Annotated in this window: 17 protein-coding genes; 4 read left to right on the forward strand and 13 right to left on the reverse strand. The window is 44.9% G+C overall.

The window, feature by feature from the left end; translation table 11 throughout:
- Position 1 precedes the first annotated feature (1 nt).
- Genes trpA through trpD form a run of 4 tightly spaced genes read right to left on the reverse strand, consistent with a single transcriptional unit; the run spans position 2 to position 3,846 of the window.
- Positions 2-820: a tryptophan synthase subunit alpha gene (gene trpA, locus FB592_RS17125; protein WP_128740111.1), complete on the reverse strand. Its 819-nt coding sequence runs from the start codon at positions 818-820 to the stop codon at positions 2-4.
- Positions 817-2,013 (reverse strand): tryptophan synthase subunit beta, encoded by a 1,197-nt coding sequence (gene trpB / locus FB592_RS17130; RefSeq protein ID WP_029726645.1) that lies wholly within the window; start codon positions 2,011-2,013, stop codon positions 817-819. The genes trpA and trpB overlap by 4 nt, the downstream gene beginning before the upstream one ends.
- Positions 2,014-2,030: 17 nt before the next feature.
- Entirely contained in the window at positions 2,031-2,813 is a 783-nt protein-coding gene (gene trpC / locus FB592_RS17135; protein ID WP_128740110.1) for an indole-3-glycerol phosphate synthase TrpC, read from the reverse strand.
- Positions 2,788-3,846, reverse strand: coding sequence for an anthranilate phosphoribosyltransferase (trpD, locus tag FB592_RS17140; protein WP_029726643.1), 1,059 nt, complete (start codon positions 3,844-3,846; stop codon positions 2,788-2,790). Before trpD ends, trpC begins: the two co-directional genes overlap by 26 nt.
- 201 nt (positions 3,847-4,047) lie before the next feature.
- Here trpD and pdxR point away from each other — a divergent pair, with 201 nt between their 5' ends.
- Entirely contained in the window at positions 4,048-5,463 is a 1,416-nt protein-coding gene (pdxR, locus tag FB592_RS17145) for a MocR-like pyridoxine biosynthesis transcription factor PdxR (RefSeq protein ID WP_141949841.1), read from the forward strand.
- 57 nt (positions 5,464-5,520) lie between these two features.
- On the opposite strand, the gene FB592_RS17150 is transcribed toward pdxR, so the two are convergent.
- The 3 genes from FB592_RS17150 to FB592_RS17160 all read right to left on the reverse strand — a co-directional run bounded on the left by FB592_RS17150 (position 5,521) and on the right by FB592_RS17160 (position 7,469).
- Positions 5,521-6,165: a Bax inhibitor-1/YccA family protein gene (locus tag FB592_RS17150; RefSeq protein ID WP_003244397.1), complete on the reverse strand. Its 645-nt coding sequence runs from the start codon at positions 6,163-6,165 to the stop codon at positions 5,521-5,523.
- Between the two features lie 109 nt (positions 6,166-6,274).
- The gene (locus FB592_RS17155; protein WP_014663144.1) at positions 6,275-6,442 is read right to left on the reverse strand and encodes a YezD family protein; all 168 of its coding nucleotides are present in this window, start codon (positions 6,440-6,442) and stop codon (positions 6,275-6,277) included.
- Between the two features lie 154 nt (positions 6,443-6,596).
- Complete coding sequence (locus FB592_RS17160; protein WP_085187052.1) at positions 6,597-7,469, reverse strand: STAS domain-containing protein; 873 nt, start codon at positions 7,467-7,469, stop codon at positions 6,597-6,599.
- Positions 7,470-7,666: 197 nt separating this feature from the next.
- On the opposite strand from FB592_RS17160, the gene FB592_RS17165 reads away from it, so the two are divergent.
- The 3 genes from FB592_RS17165 (at position 7,667) to hmoA (ending at position 9,093) form a co-directional block, all read left to right on the forward strand.
- Positions 7,667-8,209, forward strand: coding sequence for a hypothetical protein (locus FB592_RS17165; protein WP_031315514.1), 543 nt, complete (start codon positions 7,667-7,669; stop codon positions 8,207-8,209).
- A 91-nt stretch (positions 8,210-8,300) separates the two neighbouring features.
- Positions 8,301-8,663 carry a VOC family protein gene (locus FB592_RS17170; protein ID WP_003233803.1) on the forward strand — a complete coding sequence of 121 codons (363 nt, stop codon included), beginning with the start codon at positions 8,301-8,303 and terminating at the stop codon, positions 8,661-8,663.
- A 103-nt stretch (positions 8,664-8,766) separates the two neighbouring features.
- Positions 8,767-9,093 carry a heme-degrading oxygenase HmoA gene (gene hmoA / locus FB592_RS17175; protein WP_003243958.1) on the forward strand — a complete coding sequence of 109 codons (327 nt, stop codon included), beginning with the start codon at positions 8,767-8,769 and terminating at the stop codon, positions 9,091-9,093.
- 36 nt (positions 9,094-9,129) lie between these two features.
- Here hmoA and FB592_RS17180 read toward each other — a convergent pair whose 3' ends face one another.
- The 6 genes from FB592_RS17180 to FB592_RS17205 all read right to left on the reverse strand — a co-directional run bounded on the left by FB592_RS17180 (position 9,130) and on the right by FB592_RS17205 (position 17,364).
- Positions 9,130-9,825 (reverse strand): DUF421 domain-containing protein, encoded by a 696-nt coding sequence (locus tag FB592_RS17180; RefSeq protein ID WP_032726686.1) that lies wholly within the window; start codon positions 9,823-9,825, stop codon positions 9,130-9,132.
- 74 nt (positions 9,826-9,899) lie between these two features.
- Complete coding sequence (lplD, locus tag FB592_RS17185) at positions 9,900-11,240, reverse strand: alpha-galacturonidase LplD (protein WP_141949842.1); 1,341 nt, start codon at positions 11,238-11,240, stop codon at positions 9,900-9,902.
- An 8-nt stretch (positions 11,241-11,248) separates the two neighbouring features.
- Positions 11,249-12,136 carry a carbohydrate ABC transporter permease gene (locus FB592_RS17190; RefSeq protein WP_003242715.1) on the reverse strand — a complete coding sequence of 296 codons (888 nt, stop codon included), beginning with the start codon at positions 12,134-12,136 and terminating at the stop codon, positions 11,249-11,251.
- Between the two features lie 13 nt (positions 12,137-12,149).
- A complete protein-coding gene (locus tag FB592_RS17195; RefSeq protein ID WP_015482931.1) occupies positions 12,150-13,106 on the reverse strand; it encodes an ABC transporter permease in 957 nt (318 codons plus the stop codon).
- Positions 13,107-13,160: 54 nt separating this feature from the next.
- On the reverse strand, positions 13,161-14,669 hold the full coding sequence (locus FB592_RS17200; RefSeq protein WP_029726637.1) for an extracellular solute-binding protein: 1,509 nt from the start codon (positions 14,667-14,669) through the stop codon (positions 13,161-13,163).
- Positions 14,670-14,790: 121 nt separating this feature from the next.
- Positions 14,791-17,364 (reverse strand): exo-rhamnogalacturonan lyase family protein, encoded by a 2,574-nt coding sequence (locus tag FB592_RS17205; RefSeq protein WP_141949843.1) that lies wholly within the window; start codon positions 17,362-17,364, stop codon positions 14,791-14,793.
- Between the last annotated feature and the right edge of the window lie 12 nt (positions 17,365-17,376).

Below are 17,376 nucleotides of genomic sequence, written 5' to 3' on the forward strand. Positions count from 1 at the left end.
CTCATCTATTCAAATGGACTGATTTTGTACTCTCTTTTAAATTAGATATAAATACGGATACAGCTTGAAGCCGCTCATCCTTGGGTGTTTCTTTTATCAGCCTGATCAGCGCGCTCCCTACAATGGCACCATCAGCAAATGAACTGACTTCTCTGACATGATCCGGTATTGATATGCCAAAACCAATTGCTAAAGGAAGCTTAATTTTTTCCCTGAGATGATTTATAAACTCTGGTAAAGCGATCGGTACCTTATCTCTTTCACCTGTTACACCAAGATCGGAAATACAATAGATAAAACCTGATCCGGCTTTAGAAATAACCTCGATCCGTTCTTCCGTTGTTGTTGGAGCAATGAAGAAAATAATGTCAATATGGTGCTTGCTTGCACAATTAACCCAATATTCGGCCATTTCTGGCGGCAAATCAGGGATGATCAAGGCGTTCACTCCTGCTTCTTCAGCGTCTGCGGCAAACGTTTCAAATTGATAAGCAGAGAATGAATTACAGTAGCCCATCAACGCAATAGGTATTGTATTTCCGCTGGCACGAACAGCTTTTACAGTTTCCAAACATTTTCGAAGAGTAACCCCCTGCTGAAGTGCTATCTGCGCCGCTTCCTGGATGACGGGTCCGTCCGCAAGCGGATCAGAAAATGGAACACCCAATTCAATCATATCGGCTCCAGCCCTACTGATGCACTCAATATAATCTAAGGTTTCATCTAAACGAGGATATCCAACTGGAATATATGGAATCAGCGCTTTTTGCCCTTTCCTCTCCAAATCTTGAAACATCTCTTCAACTTTATGCTGTATCATAAGGAAGCCCCCTCTTTTTGCCTTGTTTCGATAGCCGAAAGCGCCTGTTCCAAGTCTTTATCGCCTCGCCCCGAAAGATTCACCAATATGGTTTTGTCTCCCGTTAATTGTTTAGCAAGTTCCACTGCCTTGGCTACAGCATGAGAAGACTCAAGTGCAGGTATAATTCCTTCTTTTCTGGATAATAGCTGGAATGCATCCAATGCCTGCTGATCGTTAACAGACGTGTATTCCACTCTTCCCGAATCTTTTAAATAACTGTGTTCCGGACCTACTCCGGGATAATCGAGACCGGGTGCTATGCTTTTAGTTTCAAGAATTTGTCCATCGTTATCCTGCAGGACATACGTTTTCATTCCTTGAACGATTCCGCTTTTCCCGACCAGCAATGGCGATGCATGATGTCCGCTCTCAAGACCCGCTCCGCCTGCCTGAACGCCAATCAGTTTCACATCGGATTCCTCAAGAAAAGCGCTAAACATGCCAATTGCATTGCTTCCTCCGCCGACACAGGCAATGACATAATCCGGCAGCCCCCCGATCGCCTGTATCATCTGTTCTTTCGCTTCCTTTCCAATGATCGATTGAAAATGGCGGACAATGGATGGAAAAGGATGTGGTCCTACCGCTGAACCTAACAAATAATGAGTCGTATCTGCGTAAGAAACCCAATCGCGAATCGCTTCATTAATTGCGTCTTTTAACGTTTTTGTCCCGTGATGGACAAGTTTTACATCAGCTCCTAAAAGCTTCATCCGCTGGACATTCATACGCTGTCTCTCCGCATCGTATGCCCCCATATAAATAACGCAATTAAGATTGAGAAAACTACAAACTGTTGCAACAGCCACACCGTGCTGGCCTGCACCTGTTTCGGCAACAATTCTCTCTTTTCCTAATTTTTTGGCCATAAGCGCCTGTCCGAGTGCATTATTAATTTTGTGAGCTCCCGTATGAGTCAAATCTTCTCTTTTCAGGTAAATGGCAGGCCCTTCTTTGGATGCTGTACTGAGCTGCTTTAAATATGTAAGTGGGGTGGGTCTTCCCACAAACTCTCTTAGCAACGCATGATAATCGTCAATAAAAGTACTGTCAGCCATCAGCCTTTCAAAGCTTCTTTCAAATTCATTTAAATTGCTGACAAGTGTTTCAGCTACGTATGCTCCTCCATATTCACCGAATAAACCATTCACATTCGTCTCCCCCTAGCTCAAAAGTTTGTTAATTCCTTCACTTTCTCTTCTACACTGTCAGCCCTTAAAATGGTTTCTCCGACGAGCATCCCGTCAAACCCCAATTCCTGTGCTGCAAGTACATCCTGCCTTGTTAAGATACCGCTTTCACTAACAGCTAGATACTCATCAGGAATTCGTTTTTTCATTACCTTTGATTTCTCCAGATCCACTTCAAAAGTTTGCAGATCACGGTTATTTATCCCGATAATTTTAGCGCCTGCTTCAATGGACTTTGTGACTTCTTCCGGTGTAAACGTCTCTGTAAGTACATCCATATCTAAGTCGTAGGCCAATTGAATAAGCTCTGATAACAGTGTTTGATCTATCGCTCTGACAATGATTAATACAGCGTCTGCTCCGTTTGCTCTCGCTTCATAGATTTGATAGGGATCGACAATAAACTCCTTGTACATAACTGGTATTGTAATATCGGGGTCGTTAGCGACTTTTCTCAAATACTTCGCACTGCCTCCAAAAAACTTTTCATCGATGAGCACCGAAATTGCGCTTGCTCCGCTTTTATCATATGTCCGGGCTAGTTTGAGCGGATCAAAGTCCTTCCGAATCAATCCTTTTGAAGGAGATTTTCTCTTCACTTCGGCGATAAGAGAAATATTCGGTTTTTGGATCGCTTGATAAAAGTCTCTCGTTTTCCTGGCAGTCTGAATCATATTTATTAATTCCGACTCAGGCTTGCATTTTTTCTTTTCTTTCACTTCGGAATACTTGTATTCAATAATTTCGTCTAACATGTTCATGTAGCTGCTCTCCTTCTGTCAAACGCTGACTCTCATTTTTAATAAGGAAGAAATGTTCTTTCACTTTACCTGAGATTAGCAGCTCTCGTGCCAGCTCAGTACCTTGTTTTATACTGTCAGCTTTCCCACCAAGATATAGCGCGGCCCCGGCATTCATAATGCAAAAATCAGTAATGGCCGATTGCTGACAATCTAACACACTGTAAAAAGCCTGGACGCTATCTTCTAAACTATCACAGCTGACCACTTCGGCATTACTCCTGTACACATTAAAATGTTCCGGATGAATGATATATTCCTTCGTTTCTTTGTGATCTATCTCACAAATAGAAGTAGGGGCTGACACACTGATTTCATCAAATCCATCCATACTGCTGACAATTAAAGCTCTTTTCACCCCTGATTCCAGTAATAAGTCTGCGAAAAATGGGATCAGCTTTGGATCGGGCACACCTAACAGCTGTCTTTCAGGCCTTGCCGGACTGCATAAAGGCCCAATTAAATTAAAACAAGTTCGAAAAGTCAGACTCTTCCTGACGGACGCCAGTTTTTTAAGTTTCGGATGAAAGAATTGAGAAAATAAAAAGGTAAAATCAGTTGATTCTAACAGTTGCTGTGATTGTACTGCGGGCAATTCTATATTGAGTCCTAACGCTTCTAATAAATCAGCACTTCCGCATTTGCTGGTAGAAGACCTGTTTCCATTTTTGGCTACGGGTATGCCTGCGGAAGAAGAAATCAGGGAGGCTGTCGTTGATGCATTAAACGAATTGCTGCCGTCACCGCCTGTTCCGCATGTATCAAGTACTTCTTTAGTCCTTTCAAAGGGAATCATTTTGTCCCGTATCGCACGGATAAAACCAATTATCTCATCTTTTGTTTCCCCTTTGAGCGTAAGCGAGGTGAGCAGCGCTCCTATTTGCACTGTACTGTAATCGTCTTCCAATATGTGTTTCATACATTGATAGGCTTCTTCTCTGTTCAGGTGTTTCCCATTGATTATTTTCTTAATATAACGATTAAATGCTGTCACTCCAACACTCCTTTTTCCTTATATTGTTAAACAACCTCTCACTTGCGTAATTAATATATCATGGTAGTATTTACAATTATAGGTCCATTACTAAAAAAATTAACAGTACCATTTTACGTCGAAAATTGTTATAAAATGGATAAAATTTCTTTCTAATAATTTATTTAAAAGAGTATTTTATACAATGAAGGAGTGCGCACTATGCTTTGGATTAAGGTAAATAAAAGCTCAAAAGTACCGCTTACAAGACAGATTTACATCCAAATCAGACAAGAAATCTTATCGGGCCGCCTAAAGGAAGGATGGAAAATCCCTTCAACAAGGGAACTTTCCAAAGAGTTAAAGATATCGAGAAATGTTGTCATTTCGGCCTATGAATTGCTATATGCCGAAGGATACATTGAAAGCCGGCAGGGGGCCGGGAGCTTTATATCCAAAGGTATTTTATTAGATTGTGCAAAACGTAAGAATATAAAAGACCAAAAAACTGCTACTCTCACTAATCCCTGTCATACTGATACAGGGGATATTGTAGATTTCAAAACGGGAATGCCCGACCTGCAATTATTTCCGAGAATTCAATGGCAAAAGGTGTACAGTGAAACAATGAAAAACAGTCCAAAGCAGTTATTCGGGTATGGCAAACCTGAGGGACTGTATGAATTGAGAAAGGCTTTAGCCGATTATCTCTATTTAAAACGAGGAATTTGCTGCTCCAGTGAAAACATCATTATTACAAATGGGGCCGCACAAGGACTTTCTATTTTGTCTCATGCCTTGGTTCATCCTGGTGATTCAATTTGCTTAGAAGATCCTTGTTCAATTGATATTTACCGAATATTCAACCAAAAGAACTGCTCTATGTATTCTCTTGAAGTAGACCAGCTGGGTGCAGTCACCAAACATCTGAAATTCAAAGAAGCCCCAAAGCTGATCTATGTGACGCCATCCCACCAATTTCCACTTGGCGGAACACTGCCGATTCAAAGAAGAATTGAATTAATTCAATACGCGAGGCACCATAACACTTATATTGTAGAAGATGATTATGACAGTGAATTTCGCTATACTAGCCCCGTTATCAGTTCGCTCTATGAACTTGATCCGGACCGTGTGATTTATATTGGCACATTCAGTAAAACATTGTCGCCCGCTCTTCGCATCGGCTATTTGATTTTGCCCGATGAACTGATTGAACAATGCAGAAAAGAAAAATGGTACAGCGACCTGCATTCTTCCCTTTTCGAGCAGAAAGCACTTGCTGAATTTATTTCACAGGGCCACCTTGACCGTCAGATCAGAAAAGCCAATAAGATATATAAGCAAAAAAATAACCTGTTAACAAAAATTCTGAAGAGAGAATTTTCATCCATTTGCATTATGGGGGAAAGCACAGGTCTTCATTTAGCGGTCGACTTTCAGTATGATCATCCGAGTGACAAGTTTCAGCAGGCACTAAAAAAGGAACGGGTTCATATCTATCCGGCAAATGATTATACTAGACGATCTCATAGCCATAATTCAAAATGGTTGCTTGGCTTCGGCCATCTGAGCCTTGAGGAAATTGAAAAGGGTGTAAGAAGAATTAAGCGAGGACTAGACTCAATCATTGTTTAACTGTTACCTGATCACTTGCATTCATAAAGCGCCTATCCAATGACAGGCGCTTTTTCATTAATCATCACTGCTCAAAATGCCGAAGAAGCGGAGCAGGTTGATGAATAAGTTGATAAAGTCAAGGTACAGCGATAATGCCATAACGGGAATCAAGTCTTCCGTAATGTGGCGGTGTTTGATTTGGTTCAAATCATACAAAATGTAAAGGGAAAAGACGATGGTTCCGATCACGGAATACGCCATCATCGCCGCTGAGTTTAACGGGCTGAAAATGTTGAAAATCCCTACCACTGCGAGTGCGAGCACCGCAACCAGCAGAAACGACCACAGGAAGGATAAATCCTTCTTCATTTTTGCGCCGATTGTGCCTAAGACGGCAAAAATGACAAATGTAGAACCAAAGGCTTCGAGCACGACATAGGCGCCGGCGATGGAAGCGTAATGGCTGACGATCGGAAATAAGGTAATGCCGGAAACGAACGCGAATGTATATACAAACGCATACCCGACCGCTTTTCTTCTGCGCATCCAGAAGGCCAGAATAATCATCGCCACTTCAAGAATAGAAAGCGGCAGCATCAAAGCGACAGGAACAAATTGGCCGATAAAAAGGCCGACAGTCGCGATCAGCAATGTGAAGACAAAGACTGTCAAAATGCGTTGCATGATCGATTGCTTACTCTCGTGAACCGTAGCTTGCATGTCAAAAATCCTCCTAAAAAATGATCTTAAAGGTCTATTATATAAAAATTGGATGAAATATGTATATGTTTTAAGGAGAATTTAATGAAAACAAACGCCCTTTACATTATCATTTTGATTCTTTCCTTTTCAGCGAAAAACGGTGCTTTTCTATTTTCTCAATTTGGGTAACCTGAGAATCATGAACCGTAATCTGAACGGTGCCGAAATCGAGTGTTTCCAGCGAGCTGATAATTTTTTCAATCACTTCCGGATCAATCGTTAATTTTGAAACCAAAAGACCTTCCCCCCTGTTGAATAGGTTTTAATTCACAGTATTCTTATAAGAATTATAATATTATGTTTTTTTCGATAAATCAATGGTGATTTCTGTTCAAATCAAAAAGGCATATGATCACCCGGTGACGGACGATCATATGCCTAGAAACTCCCTATTTGTTTTCTTCCAATTCCTCAACAATACAGCGGACACCCATGTTTTCTAATGCCTGCTTCAGCGTGCCATACGTTTCATATTCACTAAAATCAAGCCCCAATTGAATCGATGTTTGGGCCACATCCGGGCGAATCCCTGAAAATACGGCTTTGACGCCTAATAAGAAAAGCGTTTTAGACAGGTTGTACAATTGCTGAGCCACCATGGTATCCACAATCGGAACACCCGAAAGGTCAACGACAAGGCTTGTGATTTTTCTCTCGACACAGCGGACCGGCACTGTTTCTAAAATGACCTGTGCCCGTTTTGTATCAATGGAGCCGATAAGCGGCAATATCCCGATTCCATCGGCAATGGAAATTACCGGACAGCCAAGCTCTGAGATCAGTTCCTGCTGAGATGTGAGCCTCATCAGCATGAATTTTTGGTACTGCTCGGAGAATTCAATAATCAGCTTATCGAACGACTGGTTCACAATGCGGTTCCATCGGTCTGCATCCTCATTTGTCACAATTTCCTGATTCTCTTTTATAAATGTGGCGACTGCGTCCCAGAATGAGATTCTAGAATTGGATATGGCTTCTACGACCTCATGCACTTGAACATCCTGCTCTACCCTGTTTTTCGCAACGTTTTCCGCCCATTTTGTCATGTTTTCTTGAAAATCGGTTTGATCCTCCAGAAATGCGCTTGCGATTGTTATATTGGTAAATGTATGCTGCTCGGTTAAAAGTGTTTTCGTTTCTTCACTTAAATGGCTGGCGGAATATAGCTCGCCTTTTAGCTGGCAACGCAAACTGAACCATTTCTCAGTAATATCCGCAGTGTTGTCTATGATATATTGATATAATAATTGATCGATATTCACGGTCTGTCTCCTTTTTCGTAATAGAAGCACTTTCATTATAAAATGATAAATCGGAATTGTGAATAAGACTAGAGAAAAATCAAATGACTCTGCTCTCTGAGAGCATTCCTGCTTCATATCCTTAGGCGAATGCACCAATAAGAGTCCGCCCGCATAAACTGCAATGTACAGTTTACAATGAGAAAGGACGTTATCACATGTATTATGTTGATCCTTATATGTTTGCGGGGCATTTTTATGAGCCTTGGCCTGCTTTTGAATATGAATACCGATATCCATGGCCTGGCATTGGCAGCGGCGCTGTTCCGGGCTTCGGCGGCGGCTCCGGCCCTGGCATTGGCGGTGGCGCTGTTCCAGGCTTTGGCGGCGGCTCCGGCCCTGGTATTGGCGGTGGCGCTGTTCCAGGCTTTGGCGGCGGCTCCGGCCCTGGTATTGGCAGCGGTGCTAGCCCAGGCTTCGGCGGTGCGCCGCAGGGACCTCCTCCTTCCCAAATACCAGCGAAACCCCCAAAACCGCAGGGTTCTCAAGGAGCCGTTTTGTTAGTTGAACCAATCACCATTCGTCCTTGCCTTTTCCGATTTACCTATGTTTGGTTAACCAATGGCCGCTCCTTTTGGTTTTACCCGATCATCCTTGGCAGAAGGTCTGTCGGCGGCTTTTATTGGGATTCCTCACGGCGCCGCTGGGTTTATTTCGCCTTAGACACAAATCACATCGATGTTGTAAGCTGCTCATTTTAAAAATCAGCCGGTTTCCCGGCTGATTTTTTTATGTTACTTCGGCCGTAAACAGGTTATAGTATTATTATCTTTTCAACTTGGAGGTTTCCCTATGATCAAACAAATTGGCACTGTTGCTGTATATGTCGAGGACCAGCAGAAAGCGAAGCAATTTTGGACAGAGAAGGTAGGCTTTGATATTGCAGCGGACCACCCAATGGGACCTGAAGCAAGCTGGCTGGAGGTTGCGCCAAAAGGGGCCGAGACTCGTTTAGTCATTTACCCGAAAGCCATGATGAAAGGCTCAGAGCAAATGAAGGCTTCTATTGTGTTTGAATGCGAAGACATCTTTGGTACATACGAGAAAATGAAGACAAACGGTGTAGAATTTCTCGGTGAGCCCAATCAAATGGAGTGGGGCACCTTCGTTCAATTTAAGGACGAAGACGGAAATGTGTTTTTATTAAAAGAATAAACTGTTGCGCACGGCGGTTCGATTCCGTCCTGCGCTTTCTTTGACATTGAGAATGAATTTCATTTACAATTATTCATATGTGAGAATGATTGGAGTGAGACAAATGTTTGTACAGTTGAGAAAAATGACGGTTAAAGAAGGCTTTGCAGATAAAGTTATAGAACGTTTCAGCGCTGAAGGAATCATTGAAAAACAAGAAGGTTTAATTGATGTGACAGTGCTTGAGAAAAATGTGCGCCGCGGTGATGAAGAAGTTGTTGTCATGATTCGCTGGGAATCAGAGGATCACTGGAAGCAATGGGAAAAAAGCGATGCGCATATCGCCGGCCATAAAGCAAACAAAGGCAAACCAAAGCCTGACTATCTGATCAGCACTGAAGTGAGCATGTACCATGTACGTGCTGTCAAACAAGGGACATACAATCAATAAAAAGCTTGCGCCTTGCTGCAAGCTTTTTTCTAAGAGTCATGTTGATCTGCTTTGTTCGTACGTTACAGTATACAGCGGCTTATTTTTATGCCATTCTGCAAATAACACGTCCTCTGTCTTATCAATGTTCTTCTTTTTCAATTCTTGTTTCAGCCACTGTTCATCCACACCTGCTTCCTTCAAATTATCCCGCACAATCTCTCCATCTATGATTAACGTGATCGGCAGAGAAACGGACTTCGAAGGAATCTGCAAATCCTTATTTGTCGGTTTGTCAAAGTCTGATTTTGGAAGCACGCTGACCATCCCGTTTGTTTCAAGAATCGCATATTCTACTTCTTGGATCGAAAAACTCCCCGCTTGCCTCAATAGGCTTTGCAGCTGGTTAATGTCTATCTTATTTTTCTTCATTACTTTATATTGAAGCTCTCCTTTGCGGATGACGATATTCGGCTCACCCTCCAAGAACTTTCGCGATGATTTCATTTTTTGCGTGATAAATTCAATAACATAAATCAGCACGCCCCACAGCAGCGAAGCAAAAATGATTTCTTTGATTTTGATATCATGATCGTAGACGGCATTTCCGACCAATTCTCCTAAAATTAAAGCAGAAATAAAGTCAAACGGCGTAATTTGAGAAAATTGGGTTTTCCCGAGAAGCTTTAAGATAATAAATAAAATGCCTAAACCGCAGACCAATTCTACCGCAACACTTAAATAATCTCCCATATTGATAGCACCTACTTCTTGATTATACTATCAGTATGGTCAATGGTTTCTTTTCTAAACCGGAAAAGCTCCGCTCAACGTTGCATGGTGCATTGGAGCATGTCATTGAAAAGCTGCTCTGCATCACTGCGGTCAATCCTGACAAGCGGGTCATTGAGGAAAGCTTGAAACGCGAGGCCAGTATCCTTTGTTAGACCTGCTTCCGACACTGCCTCTTGATTGGATATATGCCTAGCCGCCAGCATTTCCACACCTTTCGGAAGCGCTCCGGAAAAAATCGGCTGGACACGGTTCCTTGTGATGAATGCGTTTGTTTCGACAATGGCTTGTTTAGGAAGGTTTGAGACCTGGCCTTGATTCGGCATATTTACATTTGTGACGAGTTCACCCAATCCGAGAAGAGCCGCTATGATGTTCACGCCTTCTTCTCCCGAAGCTTTCTCAGCAACGCCCCGTTGTTGCACGATCAACCGTTCTGTTTCTTGTCGTTTCTCAGCTCTGTCTTGTTTTCTGAATGATATAGGTGTGAGATGAAATTTCCATACTTCAGGCTGTTTGAGGTATGGGCCGGGAAGAAACTCTGCCAGATGCCTGTCTCCTGCAGCAGGGATGGCGCCATACGTTTCAAATAAATTAAACGCAACACGGTGTGCCGAACAAAAGACGCTGTCCCTCCAGCTTTCCCCCTCCAGCTCATATCCTGATTCCCCATAGTGCGCGCTGAATTCACGGAATATAGGCAGCAGGTCAATATGGCGGTAAGAGGCTTTTGTGATCCATGTAAAATGGTTAATGCCGAGCACATTAACGCGGATATCCTCACGCCGCGGCACCTCTATCCCCAGCCTTTCCGTGACCATTTCCGCCAATAGCTTTTGCGTCTCGAATACCTCGTGGCAGCAGCCAATCGCTTTGATTCCGGGAAACACTTTATACAGCACTCTTGTACAGACAGACATCGGGTTTGTATAATTAATGACCCATGATTCAGGTGCGTAGTCTCTTATTGCCCGGGCAATTTCCGCAAATATCGGCACAGCACGCAAGCCCCTGATGATCCCTCCGGGCCCGACAGTATCACCTACAGACTGATAAATACCGCAGCGCTCAGGCAAGTGGACATCGACTTCCATATCATCCAGTGATCCCGGCAAAATGGAAATAATGACGATATCAGCGGCTGATAACGCCTTTTTCAAAGTAGAAACAGCCTCATATCTCCATCTGCCGTTCCCGCTGTGATTGCCGATCACTTCATTTTTCTGAGCGGCTTCAAAATCAAGATCATAGAGCGCCACCGTGCCTGACATCCGTTCATCAATCGACAAATCACTCATCAGGCTTCTGGCCCAACCTTGGGACCCCCCGCCGATATAGGCAATCTTAATCTGATCTAATGTACTGATATGAAACACTCCCTTTCTCAGCCTTTCACCGAACCGATCAGCATTCCTTTTGCAAAGTGTTTTTGTAAAAATGGATAGACCGCCAAAATCGGCAGCGTCGCAATGACAATGACAGCGAGTTTAATTCCCTGCTCCGGCGGAACTGCATTTTGCATCGTATCACCATTGGTCGCCGTTAAATCCGATAAAATTGTGACTTGGCGAAGCACCATTTGCAGCGGCCATTTTGCACTGTCATTGATATATAAGAGAGCGTGGAAGAAATCATTCCAAATCCCGACCGCATAAAACAGCGCAAAGGTCGCAATAACTGGCTTTGACAGTGGCAGGGCGATCCGCCAGAAGACGCCGATTTCGGAACAGCCGTCAATTTTTGCTGATTCCTCCAGCTCGCGCGGCAGCTGCTGAAAGAAGTTTTTGATAATAATAAGGTTGAACGGATTAATCGCCATCGGCAGAATCAATGCCCAATACGTATCCAAAAGGCCAAGTGATTTTACGACAAGGTACGTCGGAATCATGCCGCCTGAAAACAGCATGGAGAAAATCACCAGATTCAACAGCAGATTCCGTCCCTTCACATGCCGCTTCGCCAGCGGATATGCCATCGTGAAGGTGAAAAACAGCTGTACAGCCGTCCCGACCACCGTGATGAAGATGGACACACCCATGCTTCGAAGGAACGTTGGTGTCGAAAACACATACTTGTAAGCATCAAGTGTAAAGGTTTTCGGGAAAATAAAGAAGCTCCGCTGGGCGAGTTCCGCTTCTGTCGCAAAGGAACCGGCGATAATATATAAAAACGGCAAAATGGTAATCGCGCCGACACCGCCGAGAAACAGAATGTTGCAGACGTCAAACACCCGTCCGGCTTTGGTGTTGTGCATCGTGTGAATTTCAGCCATACCTCTCCCTCCTCTAAAACAATCCTTCCTGATCAAACTTTTTCGCAATGTAATTGGCGCCAAAAATCAAGATAATCCCGACAACTGATTTAAACAAACCGACCGCCGTGCTGTAGCTATACGCCCCTTGGGTAATCCCCATCATGTACACATACGTGTCGAAGATGTCAGCCACACTGCGGTTGAGTGAGTTCGTCATCAAATACACCTGTTCAAAGCCAAGATTCAAAAAGCTGCCGATTCTTAAAATCAACAAAACGATAATGGTGCTTCTGATCGCCGGCAGCGTAATATGCCACATTCTCCTGAACCGCCCCGCTCCGTCCATGATGGCCGCTTCATACTGCTCTTGATCAACCGTAGCAAGCGCTGCCAAAAATAGAATCGTTCCCCAGCCTGTTTCCTTCCAAATGCTTTGCATCACAATCATCGGCCGGAACCAGTCTGCATCCGACAAGAAAGAAATCTGCTCACCTGTCAGGCTCATGATCATTTTGTTGATCACACCTGTATCGACAGTAAAGAAAACGAAGGTGATGCTGACCACAATTGTCCATGATACAAAATGGGGTACGTAAATGAAGGTTTGGATACATCTTTTATACGCGGCCTTTCTTACCTCATTCAAAAGCAGGGCTAAAATGAGAGGCGCGGGAAAGGCAAACAAAAGATCCAGGCTCGCCAGCATGAGGGTGTTGCGCAGCAGCCGGAAAAAATCCGGATTCATAAAAAAGTCTTTGAAATAATCAAAGCCGACCCATTCGCTTTTCCAGAAGCCAAGATATGGCGAGTAGTCTTTAAAAGCGATCAGCACGCCCCACATCGGCAAGTATTTAAAAATCAAAAAATAAAGCAGACCGGGAATAAGAAGAAGATAAAGCCATTTGTCCCGTTTGAGCGCAGCCATCCAGCTGATGCCTTTTCCAGCGGTGAGAACAGGTGAATCTCCCTTCTTCGGCACTGTTTCCATATCTGTTCTCCTTTCGTGATACCGGGGCGCCCGCCGAAAGGCAGGCGCATCGGTTTATTTTGACGATTGGTACAATTTGTTCAAGTCCTTCATCAGGTCATTGCCGCCGCTTTTTTTCCAAAGCTCCACCGCATCAGCGAACCCTTTTTCATCAATTTCTCCAATGATAAATTGTGTTCTCGCGTCGAGGATGATGTTGTCAAGCTGGGCTCCTTTTTGGGTATAGACATCAGATACAAGCGACTCAGCCGGGTTAAAGACGGCTATTTTTTCTCCTTCGGTTATGATGTCCTTGCGATGCTGGAAGAGCTTGGTTTTCTGGTCTTCGATGTAATACTCACTTTTCGGAATCGACATGCTGAACTGTGCCAAGCCTTCATGCTCATACAGGAGAGATTTGTTGTTTTTTTCAAGTGAGGTGAATACGCCGTCCTTGAGCTCGTAATTGCGGCCCTTCACTCCGTTGTTCGTGAGAATCTGCGCTTCCTTATCATTCATCTTATCGAGGAAGGACAGCACCTCTTTCAGCTCTTTTTCGGTTTTGACGCTTGATTTTGGTATCGTGATCATGCCTGAATAACCAGATGTCGGGAAAGTGCGCTTGCCATTCGGTCCCTCAAGCGAGCCGACGATATCAATGATATCCTTGTTCGACTCATCCGCCTCCTCCATCGCGCTTTGGATTTGAGACGCTCTTGAGCCTGTATCAACGATGACACCCGCTTTTCCTTTTACAACCGGATCATTCCACTTCGCAGAATCCATGACAGCAAAATCCTTATTGATCAATCCCTCATCATAGAGCTTTTTAAAAAACGTGAGCGCATTCATGTATTCCTTCGTTGTAAAATCTGGAATCAGCTTTCCGTTTTCAACACCGTAGCGGTTCGGAGCGCCGAACCAGATTTGCAGAACATCCCATGGGCTTCCGTTGCCGAGTCCCATCCATTTCGGCACGACCATGCCGTACGTATCATCCTTGCCGTTTCCGTCAGGATCTTTTTCCTTAAAGGCTTTCAGCACTTCATAGAAATCATCAAGCGTTTCCGGCATATCCAGACCGACATTTTTCAGCCAGTCGGTTCTGATGATCATACACGCCCTGATCAGATCCCTCGTTCTGTAGATTCCGTACACCTCGCCGTTCACCGAGCTGTTCTTCAAAATCTTTTCATCTGCCTGGCTTAAATTCTTGTAGTCTTTTAAATAAGGAGACAGTTCCCAAAACGCCCCTGCTTTGACAGACTTGATAAAGCCGGCTGACTTATCTTTAATGACAATCGCGTGAGGCATCTCTCCTGAAGCCATGACGATGTTGAATTTGTCGTTGTAGGATGAATCAGGCACCCATGTGACCTTAATCTCTTTGCCTGTGTATTTTTCGAGCGCTTTTAATGAAGGGCTCTTATCACTCGGGCTTTCCGGCGATAAGAGCGGCGCCATAATTTTGATCGTATCTTTCGAACCGCTTGCTGAATTGGATGTTTCCGAATGGCTGCATCCGGCGATCATCATGGCAGCAAGCGGCAAGGCCATCCATTTTTTTCGCATTCTTATTTTCATGTTGCGTAAGTCCCCCTTTTTTCAATTTGCATTTCCCCTTTGCCCCTCTCAATATAAAGCGCTTACATAAATTCTTGCAATCTTCATTTTTTGCACCATTTCTCCTATGAAATTCCGGCTGTTATCCTTTTTTGCCCGATGTTTCTTTTTTTGCCGGAAGGGAATCTCCGATCAGTTCCAGCGCCGCTATGACATTTAAACACCATTGAGAGACAGTGTTCGTTGTCACCCATGGAAGCTCCTCTAGCTGCGTCCATGTCTCGATGCGCTCCGGTTTGATCGGAAGCGGCGTATGGCTGAGCTTATCTTCTAGCAAAAGATTCCACGCTTTGGCGGCGAGATGAGGATCTTGTTTTTTTCTTGCGGCGTAGGCTGTCATACCGGCGGCGAACATCGGCCAGTGAAAATGCCCGTCATGAAGAGCGCCTCCGCTTTTTTTTCGTTTTTCCTCATCACTGAGTGTGTAAAATTCGCCGAATTCACTCAGCATATCCTCCCATTCCCGGTCATCAAGAAGCTCAGCCAGCTCCATCCACACTTGCGGCGCGCCGAAGGCAATGATCATATGATATCCGCCCGCAATGCCGTCTCCTATATGATGAAGCATCGAGGTCGCCGGATCATATTCAAATGTCGGGCCAGATAATAAGCGGAGCGGCAGCCGCTTCAGACAGTTGATTCCCGTTTCGATTTTTTTGAGATATTCCGGATTTTCGGTCCGCTCCCATTCCGCCAGCCAGTTCGAGCAAAACGCCGCCCAGTCCGGTCCCGTTCTGGCGTGAGTCGGGTGCTTGCCTTTCTCGTAAAAAGCGCGCATCGGATCGGTTTTGACGAGGGCATAATCGGCATCCTTCACTTCTGTCAAAAGATCTCCCGTCCGCTCATCACCCGTCAGATAATAATAGAATTTATAAAGCCCGGCCATGCTGATTCTCGCTTCCTTGCAGCCGCATCCCCAGTGCACAACGTTATGCCGTGAGCCAAGCCCGGCGTATTCACCGAGGTGAAAGCTGTCCGTTTCGCTCGTATGGCGGGTCATGGCTTCTGCCATGCGAAAGATATCCTCTCTGCCTGAGCGGAAAAACGCCTGCCACAGCCATAGGGTCGGAACGAGCTCATTGTTTTGCCATGCGTATCCGCCGAGATCGTACCGCCACATATGCCGAATCGGGTCATACGTATGCATGACATCGCCATAATGCCAAAAACCGTACCATCTGCGTTGCTCTACTTCCTTTTTATAAAACAGAAAGGCCGCATCAAGCTGTTCTTCCAGCTCTTTTTTGAGCGGATGGGATGTGTCAATGATGCTCCATACCCCGAGTGCTTTTGATTCGTAATAGACGTCCGGCTCGCATACAATGAGCGGCGGCGCCTGCCATTTGTCAGCCAGCGCATTGAGGACTTCGTCAGACGGCATGTGCGAAAAGCACGCCAGGCTGATTTCATTTGTGTTCGCAATGCCTGTCGGATCAGAGCGCATTTCATCAAAGCCTTCATACGCGCTGGCCACGTGGGTGTTTCCTGTATAATGCCGCAAATCCATCGCTTCGCCGTCCGGAGGCCAAAGCCAGATAGTCATTTTGGGGCGGCTGCCGGCAAGACCTGTGATTTCCAGTGCTGAAGGGTATTTCTCAAAGAAATACCGCAGGCCGAGAGCCACACCGCCATTTTTTCCGCCCGCATAGCAAAGCCCCTTCGCCCGGCAGCCATGCAGCATGCCGATCCACGCATAATCTTTTCCGGTCCGTTTAGACAGGCTGTAATGATCGCTTGAATCCTGAACAAGCTTCACATCGTCCCAAACCGCATTCTGTGTTCCGTGCGCAAACCATTCCTTATGCTCTTCATCTGGTGATAGCGTTTCTCCATTGATTTGTTTTTCATAAAGCGGATACCGTTCATTGAATTTACGTGTGCCAAACAGCTGGGCGGGTTCTTTGTACATCCCTTTCTCTCCCGCAAAGCGGAAATGGCGGTTGTACGGCTCTCCCTCCAAAAAAAGGTCGAATTCGATGCCGAGCCCCTTAACGAATTCTAGTTTACCGCTCCTGTCAATCAGCTGCGTGTGCACAAGGCCGATCTCAGACAGCCCGGCATAAAACGTTAATCGGATGACAAACGGCAGCCATTCCTCATACGTTTTATGGAGCACATGCACTCCCTCGATTTTGACTACTGCTTTGACAGGACCACTCTGCTCAATCGCCGCCCGTTTGATAAAGCTGGCAGACCTTTCATGCAAAAAAACCGTTTCCGCCGCCGACTCTTTTCTCGTTTCTCTTATTGCAACGAGCCTCCCGCCTGCGGCGATCGGCTTTCCGTTGATCTGCAATGATTGAATGAAATCAGATCCTGTTTTATGAATGGTACAAACGAGTGCTCCTGTATTCACTTGGATGTCATGCTCTGTCTCAAGAATGCTGAGCGATTCAGTTGGCTGCGGCACTTCTCTTTTGCGAACTGTAAAGCTTTGGTTTTCCTGACCGCCAAACACCGCCGCGTGCTTCGTCCACTTGATGCTCCCGTCCGGCCAATAGGCCGACGGTTCGCTTTGCACATATCGCGTTTCCGCGTTTTCATTCATAAGCGCCAGACGGTCTCCCTTTTTTAATTCTCCTTTTTTCCATGGCACGCCCCACGTCACGCCGCTTGTCAACTTTGGCTGTTCTGATAACCATTTGATCTTTTTCATCGGTCTCTCCCT

The organism is Bacillus sp. SJZ110 (assembly GCF_006715455.1).
GTDB lineage: Bacteria > Bacillota > Bacilli > Bacillales > Bacillaceae > Bacillus > Bacillus subtilis.

Coding starts and splice junctions, on each gene's coding strand:
- trpA (WP_128740111.1), bottom strand. CDS start 820: ATGATACAGCATAAAGTTGAAGAGATGTTTCAAGATTTGGAGAGGAAA.
- trpC (WP_128740110.1), bottom strand. CDS start 2,813: ATGAACATGTTAGACGAAATTATTGAATACAAGTATTCCGAAGTGAAA.
- pdxR (WP_141949841.1), top strand. CDS start 4,048: ATGCTTTGGATTAAGGTAAATAAAAGCTCAAAAGTACCGCTTACAAGA.
- FB592_RS17150 (WP_003244397.1), bottom strand. CDS start 6,165: ATGCAAGCTACGGTTCACGAGAGTAAGCAATCGATCATGCAACGCATT.
- FB592_RS17165 (WP_031315514.1), top strand. CDS start 7,667: ATGTATTATGTTGATCCTTATATGTTTGCGGGGCATTTTTATGAGCCT.
- FB592_RS17170 (WP_003233803.1), top strand. CDS start 8,301: ATGATCAAACAAATTGGCACTGTTGCTGTATATGTCGAGGACCAGCAG.
- hmoA (WP_003243958.1), top strand. CDS start 8,767: ATGTTTGTACAGTTGAGAAAAATGACGGTTAAAGAAGGCTTTGCAGAT.
- FB592_RS17180 (WP_032726686.1), bottom strand. CDS start 9,825: ATGGGAGATTATTTAAGTGTTGCGGTAGAATTGGTCTGCGGTTTAGGC.
- FB592_RS17190 (WP_003242715.1), bottom strand. CDS start 12,136: ATGGCTGAAATTCACACGATGCACAACACCAAAGCCGGACGGGTGTTT.
- FB592_RS17195 (WP_015482931.1), bottom strand. CDS start 13,106: ATGGAAACAGTGCCGAAGAAGGGAGATTCACCTGTTCTCACCGCTGGA.
- FB592_RS17200 (WP_029726637.1), bottom strand. CDS start 14,669: ATGAAAATAAGAATGCGAAAAAAATGGATGGCCTTGCCGCTTGCTGCC.
- FB592_RS17205 (WP_141949843.1), bottom strand. CDS start 17,364: ATGAAAAAGATCAAATGGTTATCAGAACAGCCAAAGTTGACAAGCGGC.